Source organism: Niastella vici, from assembly GCF_002077945.1.
Lineage (GTDB): Bacteria > Bacteroidota > Bacteroidia > Chitinophagales > Chitinophagaceae > Niastella > Niastella vici.
The window spans coordinates 277,758-300,743 of the sequence record NZ_LVYD01000043.1 but is presented as its reverse complement, the minus strand read 5'-3'; the positions used below and the strand labels follow the sequence as shown (position 1 = coordinate 300,743).

The window sequence follows — 22,986 nt, the reverse complement described above, 5'->3', positions numbered from 1 at the left end:
GGTTTAATTACCCCCGCAATGCGGGAATTCAATTAATAGGCGGCTGATGACTGAGAGAGAATAAAGATCATGTTGCTTACCAGGCAACATATACCAACTAAGAAGTGCTAATTAGAAGACCAGCCGGGAGTGCATGCGTTTTTATGCGGCCGGCAGGATAATTAAACGTTTACTCTTATGAATTATTATGAAGTTGTATATATCTAATGTTTAAACTACAAGTAACTCCTCATGACCACCGTTTACATTATTTTATAAACCAATATTTTATGTTTGGTATGCCGGTTATGGGGAGGGATGATTTTACCCAATCGCCCCAATAGTCCGCGGGGAACAGATTTTGCTTACTGATATGTACACCAAATTGAGTAAACCATGAAAAGGATTATTTTGTTGTTGCTATCAACGTTTCTCACGCTTAGCGTTCTGCAGGCACAGAAACCTGAGATCATTACAAATAATAAACCTGGCTGGCACAAGATCGGCGATGCAAAGGTTGATTTTAAAACAGATAAGGATAAATTCATTTTGCTTGGTAAGGACAAGTATAAAGAGTTACAGGTAAAAGCCAAAGACGCTGGTGTTCATATTGAAAGCATGACGGTAGAATATCATGGCGATATGAAAGAAGATATAGCCCTGAAGTCGATGCTGAAAGCCGGTGGCCAAAGCAGGAAAATTTCATTGAAATACCCCAACCTGGATATACAGAATATAACCTTTGTATACCACACGATCCCCGGTGCAGAAGGTAAAAAAGCAGAGATTGAATTGTGGGGGAAGAAGTAATTGGGGCTTTAGTTTCACGAAAGGGACCCCGCAATTGAATTGTAAGTAATAATTTAATAGATAACAGAAGTAGGATGTAAGAAGTAAGAAGAGTCTGGATTTCGGACTTCTTACCTCCTACTTCTTACCTCCTACTTCTTACCTCCTACTTCTTACCTCCTACTTCTTACCTCCTACTTCTTACCTCCTACTTCTTACCTCCTACTTCTTACCTCCTACTTCTTACCTCCTACTTCTTACCTCCTACTTCTTACCTCCTACTTCTTACCTCCTACTTCTTACCTCCTACTTCTTACCTCCTACTTCTTACCTCCTACTTCTTACCTCCTACTTCTTACCTCCTACTTCTTACCTCCTACTTCTTACCTCCTACTTCTTACCTCCTACTTCTTACCTCCTACTTCTTACCTCCTACTTCTTACCTCCTACTTCTTACCTCCTACTTCTTACCTCCTACTTCTTACCTCCTACTTCTTACCTCCTACTTCTTACCTCCTACTTCTTACCTCCTACTTCTTACCTCCTACTTCTTACCTCCTACTTCTTACCTCCTACTTCTTACCTCCTACTTCTTACCTCCTACTTCTTACCTCCTACTTCTTACCTCCTACTTCTTACCTCCTACTTCTTACCTCCTACTTCTTACCTCCTACTTCTTACCTCCTACTTCTTACCTCCTACTTCTTACCTCCTACTTCTTACCTCCTACTTCTTACCTCCTACTTCTTACCTCCTACTTCTTACCTCCTACTTCTTACCTCCTACTTCTTACCTCCTACTTCTTACCTCCTACTTCTTACCTCCTACTTCTTACCTCCAACTTCTTACCTCCTACTTCTTACCTCCTACTTCTTACCTCCTACTTCTGCTTTTTTACCCATTTATCCGCTTTTATTGCCCACTGTTACGTACTTAAAAAAAATGACAGAACTTTAACCGCAGAAGCTTCAATATGAAAAAGACCTGTTTAACCCTGTCACTTGTTCTTATTGTTTCCCTGGGCATATCACAACCGGTTAAAAAAAATGGCTCACTGAAAGTTTCGGGCACCCAACTGGTGAACGAAAAAAATGAACCCGTGGTGTTGCGGGGTATGAGCTTTGGCTGGCACAACTGGTGGCCGCGGTTTTATAATGAAGGAGCCGTAAGCTGGCTCGTTAAAGATTGGGGTTGTTCCGTTGTACGGGCAGCAATGGGTGTGGAACCGGATAGTGGTTATATAAAAGCGCCGGCCTGGTCGAAATCGAAAATTAAAGCCGTGATCGATGCTGCTATTAAAAATGGCATCTATGTAATTGTTGACTGGCATAGTCACAATATAAAGCTACCCGAAGCAAAACAATTTTTTACAGAGATCGCTACAGAATATGGCAAACAGCCTAATATTATTTACGAGATCTTTAATGAACCCGATCAGGAATCCTGGGCCGAAGTGAAAGCATATTCGCAGGAGATCATTAAAACGATCCGCGCCATAGATCCTGACAATATCATACTTGTTGGTTCACCCCATTGGGACCAGGATGTTCACCTCGCAGCTGACGACCCCATTAAAGGATATAACAACCTGATGTATACGCTTCATTTTTATGCAGCCACGCACAAACAACAACTGCGCGACAGAGGCGATTATGCGCTTAAAAAAGGGTTGCCGGTCTTCATTTCCGAATCGGCCGGTATGGAATCATCGGGCAATGGTGCGTTAAACGAGGAAGAATGGAATGCATGGATCAACTGGGCCGAAAAAAACAAGCTCAGCTGGATAACCTGGTCTGTGTCGGACAAAGACGAAACCTGTTCGGTTTTATTGCCTTCAGCCTCCAGTACCGGCAACTGGCCCGCAAAAGACCTGAAGCCCTCGGGCGTGAAATCAAGGGAACTCATTCGTAAATATAACCAACATAAACCCTGAAACGGGAGCGCGGCAAAAGCGCTTATTGTCCCCAGGCAGTAATGACCAGGCTTCTTGATCCGCCGTGATTGCGATGCTCACATAAATAGATACCCTGCCAGGTGCCAAGGGCCAGTTCTCCATGGCGGATGGGTATCAATACAGAACAGCCAAGCATAGAGGCTTTCAGGTGAGCAGGCATATCATCGGCCCCTTCATAATCGTGCCGGTAATCGGGGTCATTTTCCTTTACCGTTTTATTGAAAAAGGTCTCAAAATCCATTCGAACAGTGGGATCGGCATTTTCATTAATAGTAAGCGATGCGGAAGTATGCTGAATAAATACCTGGCAAAAACCTGTTCTTATGCTTGCCAGTTGCGGCAATGCCCGCTCTACATCTCTTGTTATCAAATGAAAACCTCTTGCTTTCTGTGGCAGTGATATTACCTGCTGATATATGTTCATAGCCTTTGTTGTTAGTTGATCTGCTGCAAAGTTGGGGAATATTTATTACAGGAGCGGCCTAAAAAACAAAACCCGCCGCGGCATAGCCTTGACGGGTTTGTAATATTGATCGGTTTACTATTTTACTATTATTCGGTAGTTGTTTCCATTTTCTTTTTATAGCCGGGATACATCAGGTACAGGGCCTCCAAAGTTTGGTCATCCACATCCTTTCCCTTTTTGTACGATTGAGTAAGCGCCACTGCCTTGTCTAATTGCTTTTCATCGAGGTAAGCGTTGATGAGCTGCAGGGTACCGGTGCCAAAATCGGGCATATATTGATGCAATTTTTCCAGGCAAACCAGCGCATTGGCCGGGTCATTATTTTGCTTATAGATCACTGCGCGGTAAAAATCAAGGAAAGGATCTTTATTGATCAGGGAGTCGAGGCTGTTCACACAACGCAGGGCGCCCGGAAAATCTTTTTTCAGGAAATAGGCATCGATCATCAGCAGGTACATATTGGGTGCGTCAGGGTATTCCTGCTGAAACTTGTTGAGGGCTGCCAGGTATTCATCGTTACCCAGGTCACTGGCAATCTGGATGTACATGATCTTGTACAACTTTTGGGCCCTGAGCAAGCCAGGCAATGATTTATACAGCTCGCTGGCTTTTTCACCATCCTTTCTTTGCATGTAACTTTTGATCAGTTGTATTTTCTGCAGCTCCTGGGGATCAACTTTACTTACTGCGCTCAACTGCTCATTCATTGACATCAGCGATTCGCCGATCGAGGCACTCAGGTTTTCACCGGTAGTATAAATGAAGATATCCGCTATTTTAATCTTATCGCCTTTTTTGATCAATTCAAAATCGTGGTAGTTCAACTGTTCATTGTACATCCGGAAAACAAGGTGCTGGTGATTGTTTTTTTCATATTGCTTAACCAGCTCATAGCTCCCTCTTTTACCCAGGGCTTTTATCACCTGCTCACCAAAATCGCCCGATTCTATGCTTTTCATAGCACCTTTCAACATGGTTTCATTCACCTTGTTGTGGGCAGCCTCCCTGATCCTGCTTTCAAAAGCTTTAATATCCAGCACTTCATTAAACCAGTTGCTTTTGCGATGGGCGATGTTAGTTTTCAGCGATTTAGCCATGGCAGCGGCTTCTTCCTTTGTTACCGGCTTTTCCGGTTCTGAACAGGCTGCGGCAAAAAGAATATATAACAGGAAACAATACTGTAAAAGGGTTTTGTGGCGCATGGTCGGGGAAATATATGTGGTAAAATTGTTATAAACAGGAAAGAACGCTCATTCGCACTTTTTGTTGTGGCTTCGGCGGCACAAACATAACTTTTCTATTGGGAACAGCTCTTATTCAATAACTATCTTCTCCACTTTCTTACCTGCATCTGTTATTACCGCTATAACATAAATGCCTTTGGCCAGGCTTCCTACCGGCAATTGCAGTTGCAGCCCGCTCACGCCTGCTCTTTTGATCAGTCTGCCAATTGCATCATACAGGTCAATGCGGTTACAATTTGCAGAACTGCTGATATACAACACGCCGTTCGTTACCGGGTTTGGTTTCACAATAACGCTTAAATAATTATCAAAGGTTACATCCCGTATGGGCGTATAGCGAAATTTTCCGTTCCCGGTGGTAAGCTTGACGCGATAATAATTGATGCCTGTTAAAGGTTGTTTATCGGTAAACTGGTATTGTTTTATGGTATTGCTGGCGCTGGTACCCGGCACAGTGGCAATACTATCGAAATTGATTCCATCAGCGCTTCTTTCAATCACAAACTGGTCGCCGGTTAATTCGTTGCAGGTTTCCCATTGTAACAATGCGGTATTGTCAACTTTGGTAATGGTAAACGTACCAGCGGGCAGGGGCAGGCTGCCAGTAACGGTATCGTTGAGCAACCAGGTATCTGTACCCAAATGCGTCCATGCGGTAATGGTATAGGGAATGAACGCAGAAAGATCGGCCGTTTGATTAAATGTATAGCTTATTGTTGCTGCTGAATCAATGGAAGGAATATTTTCGGTAACAACCGGCATGCTGTTAACCTGGTACGACACAGGCACATTGGCCAGGGCAATTAAACTGTTATTTTTTACCACTACGGTAACCGGCTCGCCGCTGCCATGCGCACAGCTGGCTGAAGATGGCGCCAGCAGTTGTACCATGCTTACATCATTTTTTGAAAGGGAAATGGTTACATCATCAAAAGTTTCACCGCCGCCAGGCGAAACAGGTGAAGTCATTTGATCGCTTCCCTCCTGCCCCACTATGACCTGAAAACTACTGCTCACGGTTTGCGCCGGCGAAGCATTGGCCAGCGCTTCTATAATGTTAAGGGGAGGCATGGCCTTGTAAACATTTCTGGGCTGTAAGGGTGTCATTTTAAAAAAAGGTATCCAGGCATCTTTATCGCTTCCCCTGATCAATACCTGGTTGCCTGGCAGTGATAAATTAAAAGAGTAATTCTTATAATAAAGAGACAACCACAATTCTTTTGCACCTGTATACTTGCTGAGGTTAAATGTCATTACAAGATTGTTCACGCTGGTATCGCCCGTATACGCATCCCGGTCAAGGGTTATACTGCGTTTGCCGGTGTGCGCTGCACCGGTGCTTACAAAAGTTTGTGCACGGCCATGGCTGCTGGCGCTGTAGAAGTCGCAGCGATCAAGTCCTTCAAAACCCATGGCGCCGTTATGATACGATTTGTCGGCAGCACTTTCGAACCCCTCGGTAAAGGAGGGCGCCAATATTATTGGATCGTTTTTCAACTGTTTTACGATAGTGCTCAGGGTGTCATTATTGTGCAGCACATCCGCCGCATAATCGATCCACACCTTCACCGCATACGTTCCGGTGCTGCTGAAATTATAAGGAGTTACAAACGTATAGGTATAATTGGCGTTTGCCGCAATACTTATTGAGGTGGTCTCTGTTACCGGCGCACCTCCATTCACCTGGTAACTGATGTTAACGGTACCGGCAGTTGCTATATTACCTCTGTTGGTGATGCGTACCTGTGGAGCCTGTATGCCTAATTGGGAAGAAGTATACAGGCGGCCGGTTACCGGCGCCACCAACACATCAGCACTCAGGTCATTATCAAAATCAGGGGAAGCACAAGGCCCGCCCGAAGGAGTTATTGTTGCTGCCAAAGAACGCCGGCCTGCCGTGGCGCCCATTACGCCGCGAACCGCCAACCAGCATGCGCTGTCTTTGTTTAACCCGCTCAGTAAATAACTGGTATTGGTGGTGGAACCCACTACCTGCATACTGGTTCCCTTCAGCATCATAATGTCGTAACCGGTAGCGGCAGGAATGCTGCTCCACGATAAATTAACATAACCCGCACAAATATTGGTAGCCGTAATATTGGTTGTATCTAAAATAGTAAAGGTGTGATCGCTGGCATCGGTGTACGATGTATTGTTGCGGCTAACGCGTATCAGGGCCGTAGCAGATGCAATGGAAGCAGGCACCGTCCATATATAATTTCTGCTGGTGGCAGGTACAGCGTTATTGATGGTGGTCCAGCTTTGGCCGTTATCCAACGAATATTCAATTGTAAAGGTGTTGGTGTTGGCATCTGAAGCGCTCCACCGCAGCACTTCCACTTCACCTGGCACCAGCGTTTCTTCTCCAAAAGGATATTCTACTATTATCCCCGTTTTAACTGACTGATAAACCACCACAAAATCCTGCGGCCCCCGGGCAATGCCGGTGCCTTTAACCGTAACCGTACAATTGCCGGCCGGCGGATTGTTGATGACCACCTGTTCAATATTATTTCTGCTGTCGATACCTTCCACAGCCACCTGGTTAACATTCGCCGCAGTAGAGTCGAGCACCAGTGGATAATGTACAGTGCCATCGCCTGCCGTAACCGTAAGGTCAAGATCATTCACCAGGGCTTTGACCGCATTTGCAGCGGCGGCGGGATCGTTCCAGTATAACAATATTTTTATTTGTGCTGTACCTGCGGGAACGGCCGGTATGGTAAACGTTGCCGAACCGCCCTGACTGGCAGAGCCGGTAAACCAGGTATTGTTTTCAATGGCCTCCACCGAATTACGGGCATTTATATTGCCAAAACCATACGTATAATCAGGACCCGGGTTACCCACATCATTGGCGCCATTGCAGGCTACTGCTTTAATGAGTGCTGACGAAGGATTGTTACCGCCGTGCAGTTGCCGGTACCGTTCGTACAAAAGCGCCAGTATACCGGTCACCGTTGGCGCCGAACAACTGGTGCCGCCGGTAACAAAATAGATATTATTAGGTCCGGTAGAAGTGATGAGCACTCCCCCGGCAGCCAGTTCCGGTTTTAAACGGCCATCCTTAACTGGTCCACGGCTCGAATGATTGTCAATTACATAAGTACCATTATCTATATCGCCGATGGTGAGCACATTTTTTCCTGTTTGATAACCCGCAATAATGGTGGCAAACGAGGCAGGGTACATTGAACAGGAACTGCTCGCAGAATTACCCGCTGCAAATACATGCAATAACGACGGAAAGCTAACCATTTGCTCATCCACGAGTTTGCTCAACTGGTTGTAGGTTCCCGCTAAACAACCTACAGGGCCTAATCCATACGAGTTATTGGTGAGCACCATATTATAATCAGAAACATAATAGGGAGCATTGGCTATTATTTCCCAGAAAAAATGATTAATGGCGGTGGCTTGCGGGGCCATGCCTTTATATTTTGGGTTCAGGATGCCTGCACCACTTACAGATCCCGTTATATGTGTAGCGTGGATGTCAGGATAAGATTCGGACCGGTCCATTATTCGTCCGGTAAAATCAATATGCGTTGAAGCGTTGCCTTCGTCGCCAATACCTATCATAACATTATTGCCCTGCAGGTTGCGGCCCAACGGCATACTCAATGCATTTACTGCGTGAGCGCCCCGGTTCTTATAATTCAGGGGCGTTGCCTTCATGTACAAGCTGTTTATGTACGATACAAATGGAAGGGCTGCTATTTTTTGAACAACGGCCATAGAAGCATCAATAAAAACAACCTGCGCCGGTTGAATAGCTGTTTCTATTATCTGTGCGCCTGCTTTTTGTAATTCGGCAATGGCTGTGGCTTTGTCAATACTTCCATAATAACTTACAGCAATCAGGTTGTCGGCATCATGTACCGGTTGCTGTAACTGCTGCACCAGACCGGTTTCGATCTTTGCATTTGCGTGTAAGGTATAATAACCGCGAATATTGCTCTTTGTAAGCCGGGTCAAAGCGATCTGGTCATTTATTTCGGCGAGGTAGCTGTTGTCTGCAATATAATCATATAGCTCAATGCCATCCTGCAACAAAGCTTTGCGCTCTGTTTCATTGGGTAATTTATCAAACTGAATAAGCGTATAATACCGGTTTCGGTAATGAAATTTCTTCAACGAATCGATCAAATGTAATTGAGGCCGCAAATTCATTGATGCAGACAGCGTGCCCGTTTTCAAACGAACCGGTTTATTGATCTCCTGTGCTGAAATGGATAGGGCAATTAGGTAAAGGGGTATAAATAAGGTCCATTGTTTCATTATGGCTAACTTTTGAAGACCTTTCTGGTACTGCAATTTACTACGAATGGCGGGAAAAAGAATGCCATTCGTACAAGAGAAGAAAAATTCTGAGATATAAACCACATGTGTTAATTATATATAATTAAAATATGCATACAGTCAACATGATCAAACAAATGATCTATCAGTGACAAATCGTTTTTCTGGGCAATAATCTTGAAAAGTTTACAAAATTGAAACCGGTGCTTTGTAGTAGACATAATTGAGGTTGAATTAACAAAAAGTCATTTTTTTAATTCACATGAAATTGAATTATGTTTTTTTGTATTAGTTAATGATTAAGTTTGCGGTGATACCTAGACGCTACAAGAAACAAACCATTTTAGAAACCTTATGCGTAAAACCTTATTTTATTTTTTGTTCGGCATTAGTATGATAGCCGGCGCCTTATCCTGTAAAAAGAACAACGACTTTCCTCAAAAAGAAGAAACGGCTCCCGGTACTTCTGGTCGTTCATTATCGCTTAGAGTCGCCACTACTACTGACGAGCAGGCCTCGGCGGCTTTTGGAGCAAGTTTGGGAGAATCTGTAGGCAATTCTGTTGATCAGATGTTTTCAACTGAATATCAAAGTTCAGAGGAATTTGCTGACCTGGCCGATGCAAGCGCCGTCATTCTTCAGAAGGCTGGACTTTTAGATGCCTACATGAATGAGTTGAATATTACTAATTATTACGATCCCAGACTCATCATGGCTGCAAAGATAATCAACGACCTGTATGTTGAGGGGCCACCACCAATTAATAATTTAAGTAGCGGCGACCTATGGAAATGTCTTCTCTCGACGTTGGGCATTCCTGCAGCGGCTGTAGTTGATGTTATGAAAGGAATGACATTGGCAGAAATTGGGACCATTGTTGAAGCCATGGGATCGGGATGGCTTATCAGAACACTCGCAAAAGTTGGACTTGAGGCTTTATCCGGTTGGGGGGCTGCTATAGCTGTAGCCGATTTTACATTGTGTATGGTAATGGGTGATCAGCAAATCAATGCAGATGAGCCAGTATTTCAATGGCCACCGAATGTAACTAAAACATATACTACCGCTAATTATTCTCAATTTGTTGTTTCAGCAGTGCAATGGTATAAAGCAGTAAATTCTGCCGATGGTTCTACGCCTGTGATTTCTTTGACACCGTCAGATATAATGTTTTATTGCAACGCTTTTAAATCGGCTACAGAATTAAACTCATTAACTACAGCCAGTTATCCAGGATACTACATGGGTGTTGAACCAGGATTTATGAATCAATTATCGACCTATGTCTTTGGTCCGGAGTTTGAAATACCAGAAATTGAGTAGAACAAATTAAATGCGGTTCAATTTTGTAATCGATCGATTATATTTAGCGAACTATTTATAACAGAAAACAGTGAGTATGTAGCGTCCTCACTGTTTTTTTTATGCTTCAAATATCTGCTATATAGTTACATGTTAATTTTACTCAATAGATATTCCGCCTTGCTATAAAATTCGCTCCATTATTAAAAGGATTTCGGTTGCACCCTGTTATCGTGACAAAATCGAGTAGGAAGAAGCTGTCTTCTATGTTTAAAAAACACGGGACGGCCATTTTCATTTGATGCGATAGAACCGTACAACCATTGTATCAAAACCGTACAGGTTGCCAATAATATTATTGCAAATGGCGATGGTTTTCAGCCCATTTTAAGAATGGCATATTATTTAAGGAATTCAGAGGCCTTCTATTCATCTGTAAAGTTAACTTTCCATGATCAGTAATTTCTTCCTCATTGCCCTGCGGAATATACGCCGGCATTTCAGCTATGCTTTATTGAACATCCTGGGGCTTACCATGGGTATTGCGGCCTGTATCATCATTTTCTTAGTGGTGCGCAATGAGTTGAGTTATGATCAGTACAACCGCAAGGCCGATCGCACCTACAGGGTTACCCTGAACGCCATTGATTTTAATCCCAGCGTATCGATGGCTATTACGCCCGCTTTACGGAACGATTATCCGGATCTGGAAGTGACCCAGGTGTGGTACCAGTCTGAAGGCGTGGTGAAGATCGGAAATCATCGGTATAACGAGAAAGAATACTGTTATGCAGATGAGTACTTCATGGATGTGTTCACTCATCAATGGCTGGCAGGCGACCCGCATTCGGCTTTGAGCGCCCCTAATTCGGTCGTTCTGACCCAAAGCATGGCCCGGAAATATTTTGGCAAAGGCAATGCCATGGGACAGATCATCCGGCTCGACAACCAATTTGATCTGAAAGTAACCGGCATTATAAAAGACCCGCCGCCCAATACCCATTTACCTTTCCGCTTCCTGGTATCATTTGAAACAGTAAAAAAAGAATTGGACCCGCTCCATTTGCCCTTTTATGCCATCATGGGCGGCTTTACCTACTTTACAACGCCGGAGAATTATGATATCAGAAAGTTGCAGAACCAGATGCATGATTTCATTGGCCGGCATTGGGGTAAAGATCTTGCTAAAGAAGCCCGGCTACCATTGCAACCGTTGCGCGAAATACATTATGATACCCGTTACCTGCACAGTGGAGACATGCCCACAGTATCTAAAGAAACATACTGGTCGGTAGGCGCTGTTGGTATGTTGATCATTCTTATTGCCGCTATCAACTTTATCAACCTTTCTACCGCCCAATCAATAAAACGGGCAAAGGAGGTGGGCGTGCGCAAAGTTTTGGGTGCTGCCCGGTTTCAACTGGTGCGCCAGTTCCTTGGCGAAACGGCCATCATGGTATTACTGGCCCTGTTACTGGGTGTTTGCCTTGCAACCGGCTTCCTGTTAAAAGCAGGTAGTTGGCTGGAGTTGAGAATAGGCCCTTCTGCCCTGCTCGATCCGCAGGTGATGTTGTTTATTGCCGTGGTAACAGTAGGCCTTATACTAATTGCAGGTTTATACCCGGCCTTTGTACAAGCGGCCTTCAGGCCCGTAACGGCATTTAAAAATATGAAGACGCCGGTGGCACATGGGTTTTCGTTAAGAAAAAGCCTGGTAGTGATACAATTTATCATTTCGCAGGTGTTGATCATGGGCACGTTGGTAGTGGCTTATCAAATGGATTTTTTCAGGAACCGCGATCTGGGTTTTAAGAAGGAGGCGATCGTTTCTTTTTTTGTACCGGAAGGTGTAAAACGGGAAGTATTACAGCAACAACTAAAGAATATTCCGGGTATTACAGCCATCAGTTTCTCTACCGGAGAACCCAGCTTCAATAGTGCTTTTGCGCCCTTTTCTGCACCCGACCGCGGTATTACGAAGGATGATGTCACCGAATTAAAAATGGTCGATGAAAGCTATATGGATATGTTTGGACTTACCATGCTGGCCGGTGAAAAAATAAGCCGGAAGGATATCAGGGACACCTTACACCAGGTTGTAGTGAATGAAACATTGATCCATAAACTGGGCATTCAACAACCACAGGAAGCCATAGGTGTACGTTTTAAAGGCGCCGGCACCATGGTCACCATAAAAGGCGTTGTGCAAGACTTTCAAAGCGAATCGAAGCACAAAGCAAGGCGGCCGATCATTATTGATTATGATAGCAGGCATTTTTTCCGGGCAAGCGCCAGCCTGCAACCCAAAGGCATACCACAGACAATGCGTCAGATTGAAAAGGTATGGACTTCCCTATGCCCTGATGACCTGTTCAACTATGAATTCCTCGACGAGCGTATTGCCGGCTTTTACCGGCAGGAGCAGAAATTATACACCGCGTTCCGGTTATTTGCCGGTATCGCCATTATCATTGGCTGTTTGGGTTTGTATGGACTGATCGCTTTTGCCACTTTGCAGCGCACAAAAGAAGTAGGCATACGGAAAGTATTAGGCGCTCCGCTGGGCAGCATTGTATATCTTTTCTCAAAGGAATTTATCTGGCTTATTCTGATCGCATTCCTGATAGCGGCGCCGGTGGCCTGGTATGCCATGCACAGCTGGTTGCAGAATTTTGCTTATCACATCAACATAAGCGCCGGCATTTTTGCCATAGCCATTATAGCTTCCTTTGTAATTGCAGCCTGTACCATTGCCTCACAAACGATCAGGGCTGCCCTGGCCAACCCGGTTAAGGCATTGAAGACCGAATGAGCCATTAAAAAAATTGAAAAATCACGTTGATTTCGCCGAAATTGCCAGCAGATAATAAATGCATACACTATGCTGCATGCGCTGGTTGGCACGCTTGGGAAATACGTTTCGTTAACACAGGAAGAGATCGATGTGATCGCCTCGCTGTTTTCATTCAGAACCTTTCGCAAAAGGCAATATATACTGCAGGAAGGGGAAATAAACCGGCATGAGACGTTTATTGTAAAGGGCGTAACCAGGACCTACGAAGTAGATGAAAAAGGACAGGAACATATAGTACAATTTGGCCTGGAAGATTGGTGGATTGGCGACCTGTACAGTTTTTTGACAGAAACACCCACCAAATACAATATTGACTGCATCGAGGATACCGAAGTATTTCAAATAACCAAAACAAACCTGGAAGCATTGTATGAAAAGGTGCCTAAGATGGAGCGCCACTTCCGCATCATCATTCAAAACGCGTTCATTGCTTCCACCAACAGAGTGGCCTCTTCACTTGTTAAAAGCGCAGCCGACCGTTACCTCGACTTCATTGCCCAATACCCGCAAATAGAGCAACGGGTGCCCAATCACCAAATAGCCTCCTATCTTGGCATTACGCCACAAAGCTTAAGCCGCATACGATCGCAGGTGAATAAAAAGTGAGAGAAAATTAACCTAGGTTAATGAAATTTCTTATCCCAGGTTATTGGCCGCCCACCCGTTTTCTTCAAATTTTGTATCTATAAAAGATACACATGAAGAAACTATTATTTTCAACAAACCAATCGCTGGCCCCCTTATTATTGCGCTTTTTCCTGGCTTTCGTTCTGTTTCCGCATGGAGCCCAGAAATTGTTGGGTTGGTTTGGCGGTTTTGGTTTCAGCGGAACCATGACCTATTTTACGGAAACGGTTAAACTACCCTGGCTAATAGGTTTGCTCGTTATTCTCATTGAATTCTTTGGTCCCATTGCATTATTATTAGGTTTTGCCGTGCGCCTGTGGAGCATTGCCATCGCCATTGTGATGACAGGGGTTATCCTCACCCACTTTACCGGCTATTTCTTTATGAACTGGTTTGGCAATCAGAAAACCGAGGGCATGGAATTTTTTCTGCTCGCTATAGGTATGGCAGCTGCGCTGATATACTCCGGGGCCGGCCGTTTATCGATTGATGCGGGAATAAAACAATAAAGTTTATCCTTACTTCACTATCTCTACTCTTGCATTGGTTGTGCCCTTTGAATTAACCGTTTGAATGTAATATATGCCTGTTTGCAAACTGGAGAGATTGAGCTCAATAATATTATCGGCCGATACTTTTGTATATACACGGAAGCCCTGGCCATTGTACACATTTATGGTAGTAAGCAGCTGTTCATTGTTGTCAAGCTTTACTATCCCGGATGATGGATTTGGATAGGGCTTTGGTGTTGATGATGCTGTAGAATCGGGCGATGCAGGATCGGGCACTATGCATTCGGTTATATAAAACATGCGGCTGGCTGAATCCTGACAACCACCTAAAGCCGGATATACATACTTCATTGTATGAGCGCCTTCCGTCAGCAAACCAGGCTTCAGCACACTGGCGGGTATTCCATCAACCTTATAAACACCTCCTGCGGGTAAACCGCCGGTGAATGCAATGGTGGTATCAATTTTACAAATTGTATCCCGGGCCAACGTCAACGATACCACCTGACGGTTCATGGTGGTCAGCGATACCGGCACGCTACTGGTACCACCGTAGGTATCGGTAGCCGAAATCGTAATAGCTGCGGTTCCCAGTCTTCTATCTGTCTTTACCTGCAAAGTGTATTGTACATTGCCATTAATGGTATCGGCCCGTACATTACAGCTGCGAATGAGGACAGAATCTGTATAAGTGCTGGTTACTTTCAATGCATCCTGGTCGGCATCGGTAACAGTAAATACCAGATCACGCGAAAGGGAATCACTCAAACAAATATTGATGGAATCAATACTTCCAAACAGTGGTAATGCATTGGTTTGGGTAAGGGTCAATTGCTTGCTCATGTCATAAGTACTTAAATATTTTACAAGCGGAGCAGGCGTTTTGAACCTCATTTTAAAAGTTTTGGCAACCGGATCAAAACATACAATTCCTTTTTCACCATATCCGTATATGCAACCATTAGCCAGGGTTAAACTGCCTAGTACCTTTCCATCGATATACTGGTTTTCGAGACAATACTCCGCTGCAGTATCAGCCACATTATCCCACTCTATCAAACTTCCATAACCATAACAACCGCTGGCAGTCAACATATAGGTTTTGTGATTGAGCTCAACAGGAGAACCCACTAAAGCGAATGGGGACTTCATGAGGTTATAGGGTAATACATTGTACGAAAAAGCATTACTGAGCAGGTTATATTTGTAAATAACTTCCCGGGGAACACTATTAACGACCATGGTTCCCAGACCAAACAGATTATTGTTAAGCTCTACCAGGCCTTTTTCATTAGAGAATGTAATATTCACCGGGAAATCAAAAACCTTATACCAGGTAGGCGTTTGCTGCGCCGGCGTTGGGTAGCACATATAGATACCAGCCGGCTGTGCTCCATAGCTGGGTTTGGTTATATACACCCGGTATGAATACCCCAGATAAGGTTGAGGAGCGCCGTGATAATAATATTCCGGAGTGTAAGTACCTGATTCTATAAGAAAAGTGAACACAGTATCAGGTATCAGATAATGATAATCCCATCCGCCGGAACCATGAATTGCCCCATCCCATGTAAGGCCAAATAATTCACGATCACTTGGCGAAGTAAGATGTCCAAAAGGCAAAGAAGGTTCACCGGTTTTGAAATCATGAATACGGGTGACATTTCCTGTAACCGGGTCTAAACTATATAGAAAACCAAGGTCGTACAGGCCGCCTTTTTCGGTAGTGCCATAAAAGCGGTTTTTAATTAACAGCAGATTGCTGCTGTAATTGAAATCAGAATATCCATCTATACCTGCGCCAAAAGGCGCTTTTACCGTTGAACTGCCGGCCACCGGATCAACTTCGAAAAGACAGCCCCGGCCGTTAACGCTTCCATATTCTGTGACCCCGTAAAATTTATTGTTTACCATAGCAACAGGGCTGTACAACGTTCTTCCTTCCCTGCCAAGCTCAATGGCAGCTACCCTGGTGGCGAAACCTGAACGAGGCGACCAACTGTAAATAAAGCTGCTATCGCTTCCCAACCAGTTGTCCTGGGCAACGCCAAACAATAAGCCATTATGCAGGTACAAGGGAGAAGAAGTTCCCAATGGAGAAAACCCGTTGATATAAGGCCGGTAAGAAGCAACAGTTTTTTGAGTGAGGTCAAATTCAAAAATACCATTGCCATTTTGCACAGACGTATAAAGTTTATCACTGATCACCGCGGTTTTACCCCATACGGCACTTGCCGGTAAATCGACTGTCTTTGTGAGCGTACCGGTACTAATGTCATACTCAAATAAAGTACCTTTGGATGCAGCGCCACCCAACACGCAAAGTCCATAGAATTTTCCATTGTACATTTGCAGAAAGCCATCGGGCATCTGGCCCGAAGCAGAAGATAAAAAATCGGCCTTCTTTACCAGCACATTGGTTAAGGGATCAAACTCAAACAATACGCCATTATCACTGGCGCCCCCATACATAGTAGTACCATACAATTTATTATTATACAGAATCAACTCCCCGCGCGGGCCCGAACCATTTGAGGTAGCATTGAAATAAAATTTATTCGTAACTGTATTGGCCAAAGGGTCCCATTCAAATATGATCCCTTTTACCGGATTGTAGGGCGCTGAATAGCCACCAGTGACCACACCATAATATTTCCCCTGAAATTCGGTGAGCGTGCTGCTTACTATACCATAATAAGCCGGGTCGAAAGTATACAGCTTTTCGAGAAGGTTTGTTTTCCGGTTAAAACGAACGATGGTCGCTTTATCAACTGAATCGTTCTGTGATTTTATGGAATAGAGATATGTACTATCGGCTTTGAATATCCCTCCAAAGTATGTTTGTACCGCATGGGCCTTATTTAACCATACAGCCTTTGTGAATGAATTGGCTGAAACATCATATTTGAAAATGTAACCAACATCCTGTGGCCCACCCGCTTCTGACACGCCCCAAAGGGTTGAACGGTGTTGGGAAAATGATATTAAACTGCTGAATAATAACACAATAGAAAAAGAAAATATTCTAAAAACCAGGGGCTTGTTCAGAGGTGCGAATAGGGGCGTTCTCATAATTACAGTAAAAATAATTGAGTTTTTTTACATCAGCAAGCAAGTAGACATACTGGTGATTATTTGCGCAGGTATAATTAATCACCGGCCCCTTCTTCAACAGGCCAGTCACCGGTACAAACCGGCCATTAACAAAAATGTAATGCCGGATCTGCATCCTCAAAATACACCATCCCGATACCCCATACACTTTTTTCAATCACTTCATTAAGCCGAAACAGCAATTCATTAACCCCTATATTCATTAGCCATTTCAAGGCTGCTAAACTATCGCTAACGCCCCTATATCAACGGAAACGTTTCCGTAACTAAACTATATAATACGCTCTATTTTTTCCAATTTCACCCGCTTTTGTTATATTAACCTTAATCAAACACAATGGTTGCTATTCGGAAATTCTGCATGATCCTGTTCATCCTATGGTCAATCATACCCTATGATGCAACAGCCCAACAAAAAAGGATTTTCGGCAAGGTTTTTAATTCATCCAATTTACCTATGCCGGGAGTCAATGTTCAGTTAAAAGGTACTAACATAGGTACCTTTACCGACCCTAAAGGTTTTTTCACCCTGATGGTCCCAGACACCAAACCAGTAGTACTCGTAGCATCCTCTGTAGGTTATACCAGTCAGGAAGTGGATGTTACCGACAACAACGGCGAAGTGACGATCACTTTGCGCGAAGTTGAAACTGTACTCAGCGATGTAGTAGTGGTTGGTTATGGTACATCCCGCAAAAAAGACCTCACCGGGTCAGTTGGTTCGGTAGGTTTATCGAGCATTGACAAAACGCCCGTATTCGGAACCAGTCAGCTGTTATCGGGCCGCGTAGCGGGTGTTCAGGTAACCCAAACCAACTCACAACCGGGCGCTTCATTGACCGTGCGCATTCGCGGTACCAACTCCATTACCTCGAGCAGCGACCCATTGTATGTAATTGACGGGTATGCGGGGGCCGACATTACCGCATTGAACCCTAACGACATTGCATCAATTGACGTATTGAAAGACGCTTCGGCCACGGCCATTTACGGAAGTCGCGGCGCCAACGGTGTTGTGATCATCACTACCCGCAGAGGAAGCACCGGCAAAAAAGGTGTTAATTTCGATGTGTATACAGGTGTACAGCGCGTTGCCAACAAACTCGATATGATGAACGCGCAGCAGTATGCACGCTTTGTGAACGAAGCTGCGCCCAAAACAAACCCTGCTTATGCGGTTCCCTATACCGATGCGCAAATTGATGCTATGGGTAAAGGCACCGACTGGCAGGATGAATTATTCCGCAGTGCCCAAATCAGCAACTTTAACCTGGGCTTTAACGGTGGCACAGCCGATGCCAAATATTATCTCAGCATGAACTATTTCACCCAGGATGGTATTATCATTGGGTCAAATTATAAACGGGGAACACTGCGCTTCAACCTCGACAATAAGATCAGCAATCAGCTCAAGATGGGGCTTAGCTCACAGATCTCCTACGAAAATCAATTGCAGGCCAACGTAAATACTACAGGTGGCAGCGGTGGCGGCACCCTGCTCGATGCCCTGTTATCGAGCCCCATTACCCCTGTGTATGACAGCACCGGCGCTTATACGTTCAAGAATGGCCCGCAACCTTATGCCATTGAAGTAGGCAACCCGGTGGCAGCAGCTAATCTTAACAGTGACAAAAACAAGAATACGCGCATTTTCGCCAATGTATTTGGCGAATGGGAACCAGTTAAAGGATTAAAGCTGCGCAGCAGCTTTGGTGGCGAATACCGCAACTATCGCAACGATGTGTTTCGCCCAAGCACCACTTACCTGGGCGCACAGAATAACGGATACGCACAGGTAGTTACCAACAATAACTACAACTGGCTGAACGAAAACACCATTACCCTCGATAAAAAACTTGGTAGCGGACATGTTATCAATGCCGTAGCCGGTTTCACTTATCAGGAATTCAAGAATGCTTCCGTTACTTCAACCGTAACGACCCTCAGTACCAATAACCTGCTCACCGATAACCTCGGGATAGGTACCGCGGCAGACGGATCGAGCACCACCCGAAATGCGCTGGCCTCTTTCCTTGGCCGCCTCAATTACCGGCTGTTTGAAAGATACCTGTTCACCTTCACGTTCAGGGCCGATGGTTCATCACGTTTTGGTGTAAATAATAAATGGGGATATTTTCCTTCCGGCGCCATTGCCTGGCGGGTGAAGGACGAAGCCTTCCTGAAAAATGTTGAAGCCATCAGCGACCTGAAAGTGCGGGCAAGCTATGGCGCCACCGGTAACCAGGAGATCGGTTCGTATCTTTCGCAAAAGCAATATACAGCCAACAGCTATGTGCTGAACCGGGCGCGTGTAAGCGGTTTTTCTCCCAATAACCTGCCCAACCCCGACCTTGTCTGGGAAGCTACCAAGGCGTTGGACGCCGGCTTTGATCTCGCTATACTGGGTGGCCGTGTTCAGATCACTGCCGATTATTACGATAAGAAAACCACCAAGCTGTTGTTCCAGGTAGCCCTGCCTTCCACTTCAGGGTTCAGCACCATGACACAGAATATTGGCAGCGTGCAGAACAAGGGTATTGAACTGGCAATCAATACCATTAATATAGATCAGAAAAATATTAAATGGAGTACTTCATTCAACATTTCGGCTAACCGTAACAAGATACTTGACCTGGGCGCCGTACCGTTCCAGTATACCGGTAATGTAAGCTCGAACCTGTTCCCTGGCGGCCGTAATTCATCTATTTTGCAGGTAGGCCGGCCCATCGGTGAATTTTATGGCTATGTGTTCGATGGCATTTGGCAAACGCAGGACCAGATCAACAAAAGCGGTACCAAACAAAGTGTAAAACCCGGTGATCCTATTTACAAAGACCTCAATGGGGACAGCGCCCTCGATGGAACCTTTGACAGAACGATCATTGGCCATGCCTTGCCAAAATTCACTTATGGATTTAATAGCAGTCTCACCGTAGGCCACTTCAACCTGTTTGTGCTGATACAGGGTGTACAGGGAGTTGACATCCTCAATGAGAACAAAATTGAAATGGAGAATGGCGTTCCCTATGCCAATAAGTTCGCTTATGTAGCCACTGATAGCTGGCGCGGCGAAGGCACCAGCAACAAGCTGCCAGCGGTATGGAGCACCTACCGGCGCAGCCTGGGCGTAACCAGCGACATGATCGAGAATGGCAGCTACCTGCGATTCAAGACCATTACGCTGAGCTATGACCTACCTTTGCCAAGGCTGACGCCCGTGTTCAAAACGGCCAGCATTTATGCTACTGCTCAAAACCTGATAACGATCACTGATTATTCAGGATACGATCCCGAAGTGAATTCCTATTCCAATACATCGGGCAATTACACTTCACTGAATATTGACTATAACCCTTATCCGAATATCAAAACCTATACGGTGGGTATGAAGCTCGGTTTTTAACCATTGGGACCGTATTGCTTACATTAAACGAACTAAAATGAAAAAAACTATTTTCCTTATAGCAGGCGCCGGTCTTATTCTTATGTTAGTGGCCGCCTGCAAAAAACAACTGGAAGAGAAAGCGTTCAGCTTTCTTACGCCAATGAATTATTACAAGAATGCTAACGATGCCCAAACAGCCATCAATGGGGTTTTCAGTGCCATGCAGCAGCAAACTTCCTATCAGCGCACCGTTTGGCTCATTGCAGAACTACCGGCCGATAACCTCATAGGCAACACCACTGCAGAACGCGCCGAACTGAATACATTCAAATGGACAGTTTCCAATGCAGAGATTGCTAACTGGTGGCGAACATCTTACCAGATCATTAGCCGGGCCAACGATGTTATTAAAAATGTACCCGGCATCAATATGGATGTTACCAACCGCAACCATATCGTGGGCAACGCGCGGTTCCTTCGCGCCCTGGCCTATTTTGATCTCGTACGTAATTTTGGCGATGTTCCGCTGATGTTACGCCCTTTAGAAAATACCTACGATACATTGTTGTTCCCTTCAAGAACGGGTGCCGGGGATATTTACAAAACCATTATTGAAGACCTGCAGTACGCAGAGGCCAATTGTTTGTTAGAAAGTAAGATTCCCGCCGGCAATAAAGGCATGGTATCTACCGGTGCAGCTTCTGCACTGCTGGCCAAAGTGTACCTCACAAGAGCCAGCTCACCCTATGCCGATGCGCAGGATAACCAGAATGCGCTGACAGCCCTTAACAAGGTGATCGCTTCCAAACAATATCAACTATTGTCTAAATACCAGGATATATTTGATAATGATAAGAAAAATGGCGCCGAGCACATTTTCTCTGTACAGTTCGGGCCTGTAACTACGGGCATTACATCGAATATCATTTTGCGCATGTTCTACCCTTCTCAATTGGGCGGCGCCGGTGCTTTCTTTGTAAATAACAATTTCTTCAACAACGGCTACTCTGGTGCCGACAGCATACGCAGGAATTATAACATGGCGAACAAGGTGGGTTCAACCAGCGTAACGCCCTTTGTTTATAAATACCGCGATCCTTCATATGTAAATAACAGTAATAACTCAAATGTAAACTGGATCGTACTGCGCTATGCCGATGTGCTGCTGATGCAATCAGAAGCGCTCAACAATATCAATCCCGCCGACCCGGCCAAATTCGCCGGGGTTGATTCGGTAAGATCGAGAGCAGGTTTGAAAGACCCAACCCTGCAACTGAATTTCACCAATACTGTTACACCGGATGCATTCATCGACAGCCTGGTGAAAGACAGGGCCCGCGAATTGTTCATTGAAGGCCATCGCCGTTACGACCTCATACGTTTGAAACGGTACAAACAGGTAATGGCGCCATTGGGCATAACCGTACAGGATTATCAGTTCCTGTTGCCCATACCGCAAACAGAGCGCGATGCAAACAGGAACCTTGGTCAGAATGATGGCTATCCCCAGTAAGACGGGAAGATAATGTGATGATGGATAAGGGAAAAACTGATAATTAAAATAGTTTCGTTGAGATCGAAACACGCACGAGGCCGTCCACCGCAGTTGGGACGGCCTTTTTTATTCTTACTGCCGGGCTTTGCCAAGGGGCTTTTTTTAGTCCCTTTTATTTATTAAATTTCTATAAAAAATGAAACTCCTTATCCCGCTGGCAGCGCTTACACTGGTAACCCTGACAGCCACTGCACAAAAATTTGAGTTGCAAATAAACGCAAATGGCAACTTTACCTGGTTGCCCGATTTTAAAAATCGCATTTACATTGTTGATGGTTTTATTGTGCCTAATTTGATCGATATTAATAATGCCCGCAATCCGCCAGTAATAACCGAAACCCGATCAGAAACCAGGCCCGGCGGAGGGTATACCATAGAAGCGGAAGTGGCCAAAAGGATCAACGAAAGGTGGAAACTTTCGTTTGCAGTGGGGGTTATGGAAATGAGTTTCAGTTACAGAACATATATAGCACAATCTTTTTATAGAAATGATTTTTACCTCGGTAATTCCAATACCAATTTAACCTACCTCATCATACGCCCTGTAAATGTTGCCTTTAACAGTAAGCGGTTTATTATACAGGGCGGCCCTGTTGTTAGCTATCTTTTGGGTAAAAAGTATACCAACAGAGTCGTTATTTACGATATTAACACACATCCCTGGGAAGCCCTTGGTGCTTTTTTTGAGGAGAAAGGAGATGCACAGAAAATGTTATATGGAGCCCACGCATATGCCGGCATCAACGTTGCCCGCAATATTGACCTCCTTGTGGGCAGTCAATATTTCTTTAATTCCATTTACAAAAAGGAAGGCACCTACAAACCACTGTATGATAAAGGCAAAGCGTTTCAGGCGCAGTTAGGGATCAGCTATCATCTTGCGCGTTTTTAATACAAGGCTTT

Annotated in this window: 13 protein-coding genes; 9 read left to right on the top strand and 4 right to left on the bottom strand. The window is 44.7% G+C overall.

What is annotated here, in order from left to right; translation table 11 throughout:
* Positions 1-375: 375 nt before the first annotated feature.
* Together A3860_RS13985 and A3860_RS13970 are read left to right on the top strand one after the other, a co-directional pair.
* The gene (locus A3860_RS13985; protein WP_081147321.1) at positions 376-789 is read left to right on the top strand and encodes a hypothetical protein; all 414 of its coding nucleotides are present in this window, start codon (positions 376-378) and stop codon (positions 787-789) included.
* 952 nt (positions 790-1,741) lie between these two features.
* A complete protein-coding gene (locus tag A3860_RS13970) occupies positions 1,742-2,701 on the top strand; it encodes a glycoside hydrolase family 5 protein (RefSeq protein ID WP_081147320.1) in 960 nt (319 codons plus the stop codon).
* 22 nt (positions 2,702-2,723) lie between these two features.
* On the opposite strand, the gene A3860_RS13965 is transcribed toward A3860_RS13970, so the two are convergent.
* The 3 genes from A3860_RS13965 to A3860_RS13955 form a co-directional block, all read right to left on the bottom strand.
* Complete coding sequence (locus tag A3860_RS13965) at positions 2,724-3,146, bottom strand: secondary thiamine-phosphate synthase enzyme YjbQ (RefSeq protein WP_081147319.1); 423 nt, start codon at positions 3,144-3,146, stop codon at positions 2,724-2,726.
* A gap of 128 nt (positions 3,147-3,274) precedes the next feature.
* Positions 3,275-4,390, bottom strand: a complete 1,116-nt coding sequence (locus A3860_RS13960) for a tetratricopeptide repeat protein (RefSeq protein WP_081147318.1) — start codon at positions 4,388-4,390, stop codon at positions 3,275-3,277.
* Between the two features lie 111 nt (positions 4,391-4,501).
* The gene (locus A3860_RS13955; protein ID WP_081147317.1) at positions 4,502-8,713 is read right to left on the bottom strand and encodes a S8 family serine peptidase; all 4,212 of its coding nucleotides are present in this window, start codon (positions 8,711-8,713) and stop codon (positions 4,502-4,504) included.
* Between the two features lie 375 nt (positions 8,714-9,088).
* Here A3860_RS13955 and A3860_RS13950 point away from each other — a divergent pair, with 375 nt between their 5' ends.
* The 4 genes from A3860_RS13950 (at position 9,089) to A3860_RS13935 (ending at position 14,026) form a co-directional block, all read left to right on the top strand.
* Positions 9,089-10,057 carry a hypothetical protein gene (locus A3860_RS13950; RefSeq protein WP_081147316.1) on the top strand — a complete coding sequence of 323 codons (969 nt, stop codon included), beginning with the start codon at positions 9,089-9,091 and terminating at the stop codon, positions 10,055-10,057.
* Positions 10,058-10,487: 430 nt separating this feature from the next.
* The gene (locus A3860_RS13945; protein ID WP_081147315.1) at positions 10,488-12,848 is read left to right on the top strand and encodes an ABC transporter permease; all 2,361 of its coding nucleotides are present in this window, start codon (positions 10,488-10,490) and stop codon (positions 12,846-12,848) included.
* A 69-nt stretch (positions 12,849-12,917) separates the two neighbouring features.
* The gene (locus A3860_RS13940; RefSeq protein ID WP_081147314.1) at positions 12,918-13,496 is read left to right on the top strand and encodes a Crp/Fnr family transcriptional regulator; all 579 of its coding nucleotides are present in this window, start codon (positions 12,918-12,920) and stop codon (positions 13,494-13,496) included.
* Between the two features lie 92 nt (positions 13,497-13,588).
* On the top strand, positions 13,589-14,026 hold the full coding sequence (locus A3860_RS13935; protein ID WP_081147313.1) for a DoxX family protein: 438 nt from the start codon (positions 13,589-13,591) through the stop codon (positions 14,024-14,026).
* A 9-nt stretch (positions 14,027-14,035) separates the two neighbouring features.
* On the opposite strand, the gene A3860_RS13930 is transcribed toward A3860_RS13935, so the two are convergent.
* Positions 14,036-16,978, bottom strand: a complete 2,943-nt coding sequence (locus tag A3860_RS13930; protein ID WP_158085244.1) for a choice-of-anchor tandem repeat GloVer-containing protein — start codon at positions 16,976-16,978, stop codon at positions 14,036-14,038.
* Between the two features lie 502 nt (positions 16,979-17,480).
* Between A3860_RS13930 and A3860_RS13925 the strand changes: the two genes are divergently transcribed.
* From A3860_RS13925 to A3860_RS13915, 3 genes are all read left to right on the top strand, one after another.
* Positions 17,481-20,546 carry a SusC/RagA family TonB-linked outer membrane protein gene (locus tag A3860_RS13925; protein ID WP_081147311.1) on the top strand — a complete coding sequence of 1,022 codons (3,066 nt, stop codon included), beginning with the start codon at positions 17,481-17,483 and terminating at the stop codon, positions 20,544-20,546.
* A 37-nt stretch (positions 20,547-20,583) separates the two neighbouring features.
* Complete coding sequence (locus A3860_RS13920; RefSeq protein ID WP_081147310.1) at positions 20,584-22,041, top strand: RagB/SusD family nutrient uptake outer membrane protein; 1,458 nt, start codon at positions 20,584-20,586, stop codon at positions 22,039-22,041.
* Between the two features lie 178 nt (positions 22,042-22,219).
* A complete protein-coding gene (locus A3860_RS13915) occupies positions 22,220-22,975 on the top strand; it encodes a porin family protein (RefSeq protein WP_081147309.1) in 756 nt (251 codons plus the stop codon).
* The last annotated feature ends 11 nt before the right edge of the window (positions 22,976-22,986 follow it).

Excerpts from the sequence above, each read along its gene's own strand:
- A3860_RS13960 (WP_081147318.1), bottom strand. The coding sequence starts at position 4,390 with ATGCGCCACAAAACCCTTTTACAGTATTGTTTCCTGTTATATATTCTT.
- A3860_RS13955 (WP_081147317.1), bottom strand. The coding sequence starts at position 8,713 with ATGAAACAATGGACCTTATTTATACCCCTTTACCTAATTGCCCTATCC.
- A3860_RS13945 (WP_081147315.1), top strand. The coding sequence starts at position 10,488 with ATGATCAGTAATTTCTTCCTCATTGCCCTGCGGAATATACGCCGGCAT.
- A3860_RS13940 (WP_081147314.1), top strand. The coding sequence starts at position 12,918 with ATGCTGCATGCGCTGGTTGGCACGCTTGGGAAATACGTTTCGTTAACA.
- A3860_RS13985 (WP_081147321.1), top strand. The coding sequence starts at position 376 with ATGAAAAGGATTATTTTGTTGTTGCTATCAACGTTTCTCACGCTTAGC.
- A3860_RS13925 (WP_081147311.1), top strand. The coding sequence starts at position 17,481 with ATGGTTGCTATTCGGAAATTCTGCATGATCCTGTTCATCCTATGGTCA.
- A3860_RS13950 (WP_081147316.1), top strand. The coding sequence starts at position 9,089 with ATGCGTAAAACCTTATTTTATTTTTTGTTCGGCATTAGTATGATAGCC.
- A3860_RS13970 (WP_081147320.1), top strand. The coding sequence starts at position 1,742 with ATGAAAAAGACCTGTTTAACCCTGTCACTTGTTCTTATTGTTTCCCTG.
- A3860_RS13920 (WP_081147310.1), top strand. The coding sequence starts at position 20,584 with ATGAAAAAAACTATTTTCCTTATAGCAGGCGCCGGTCTTATTCTTATG.
- A3860_RS13915 (WP_081147309.1), top strand. The coding sequence starts at position 22,220 with ATGAAACTCCTTATCCCGCTGGCAGCGCTTACACTGGTAACCCTGACA.
- A3860_RS13935 (WP_081147313.1), top strand. The coding sequence starts at position 13,589 with ATGAAGAAACTATTATTTTCAACAAACCAATCGCTGGCCCCCTTATTA.
- A3860_RS13965 (WP_081147319.1), bottom strand. The coding sequence starts at position 3,146 with ATGAACATATATCAGCAGGTAATATCACTGCCACAGAAAGCAAGAGGT.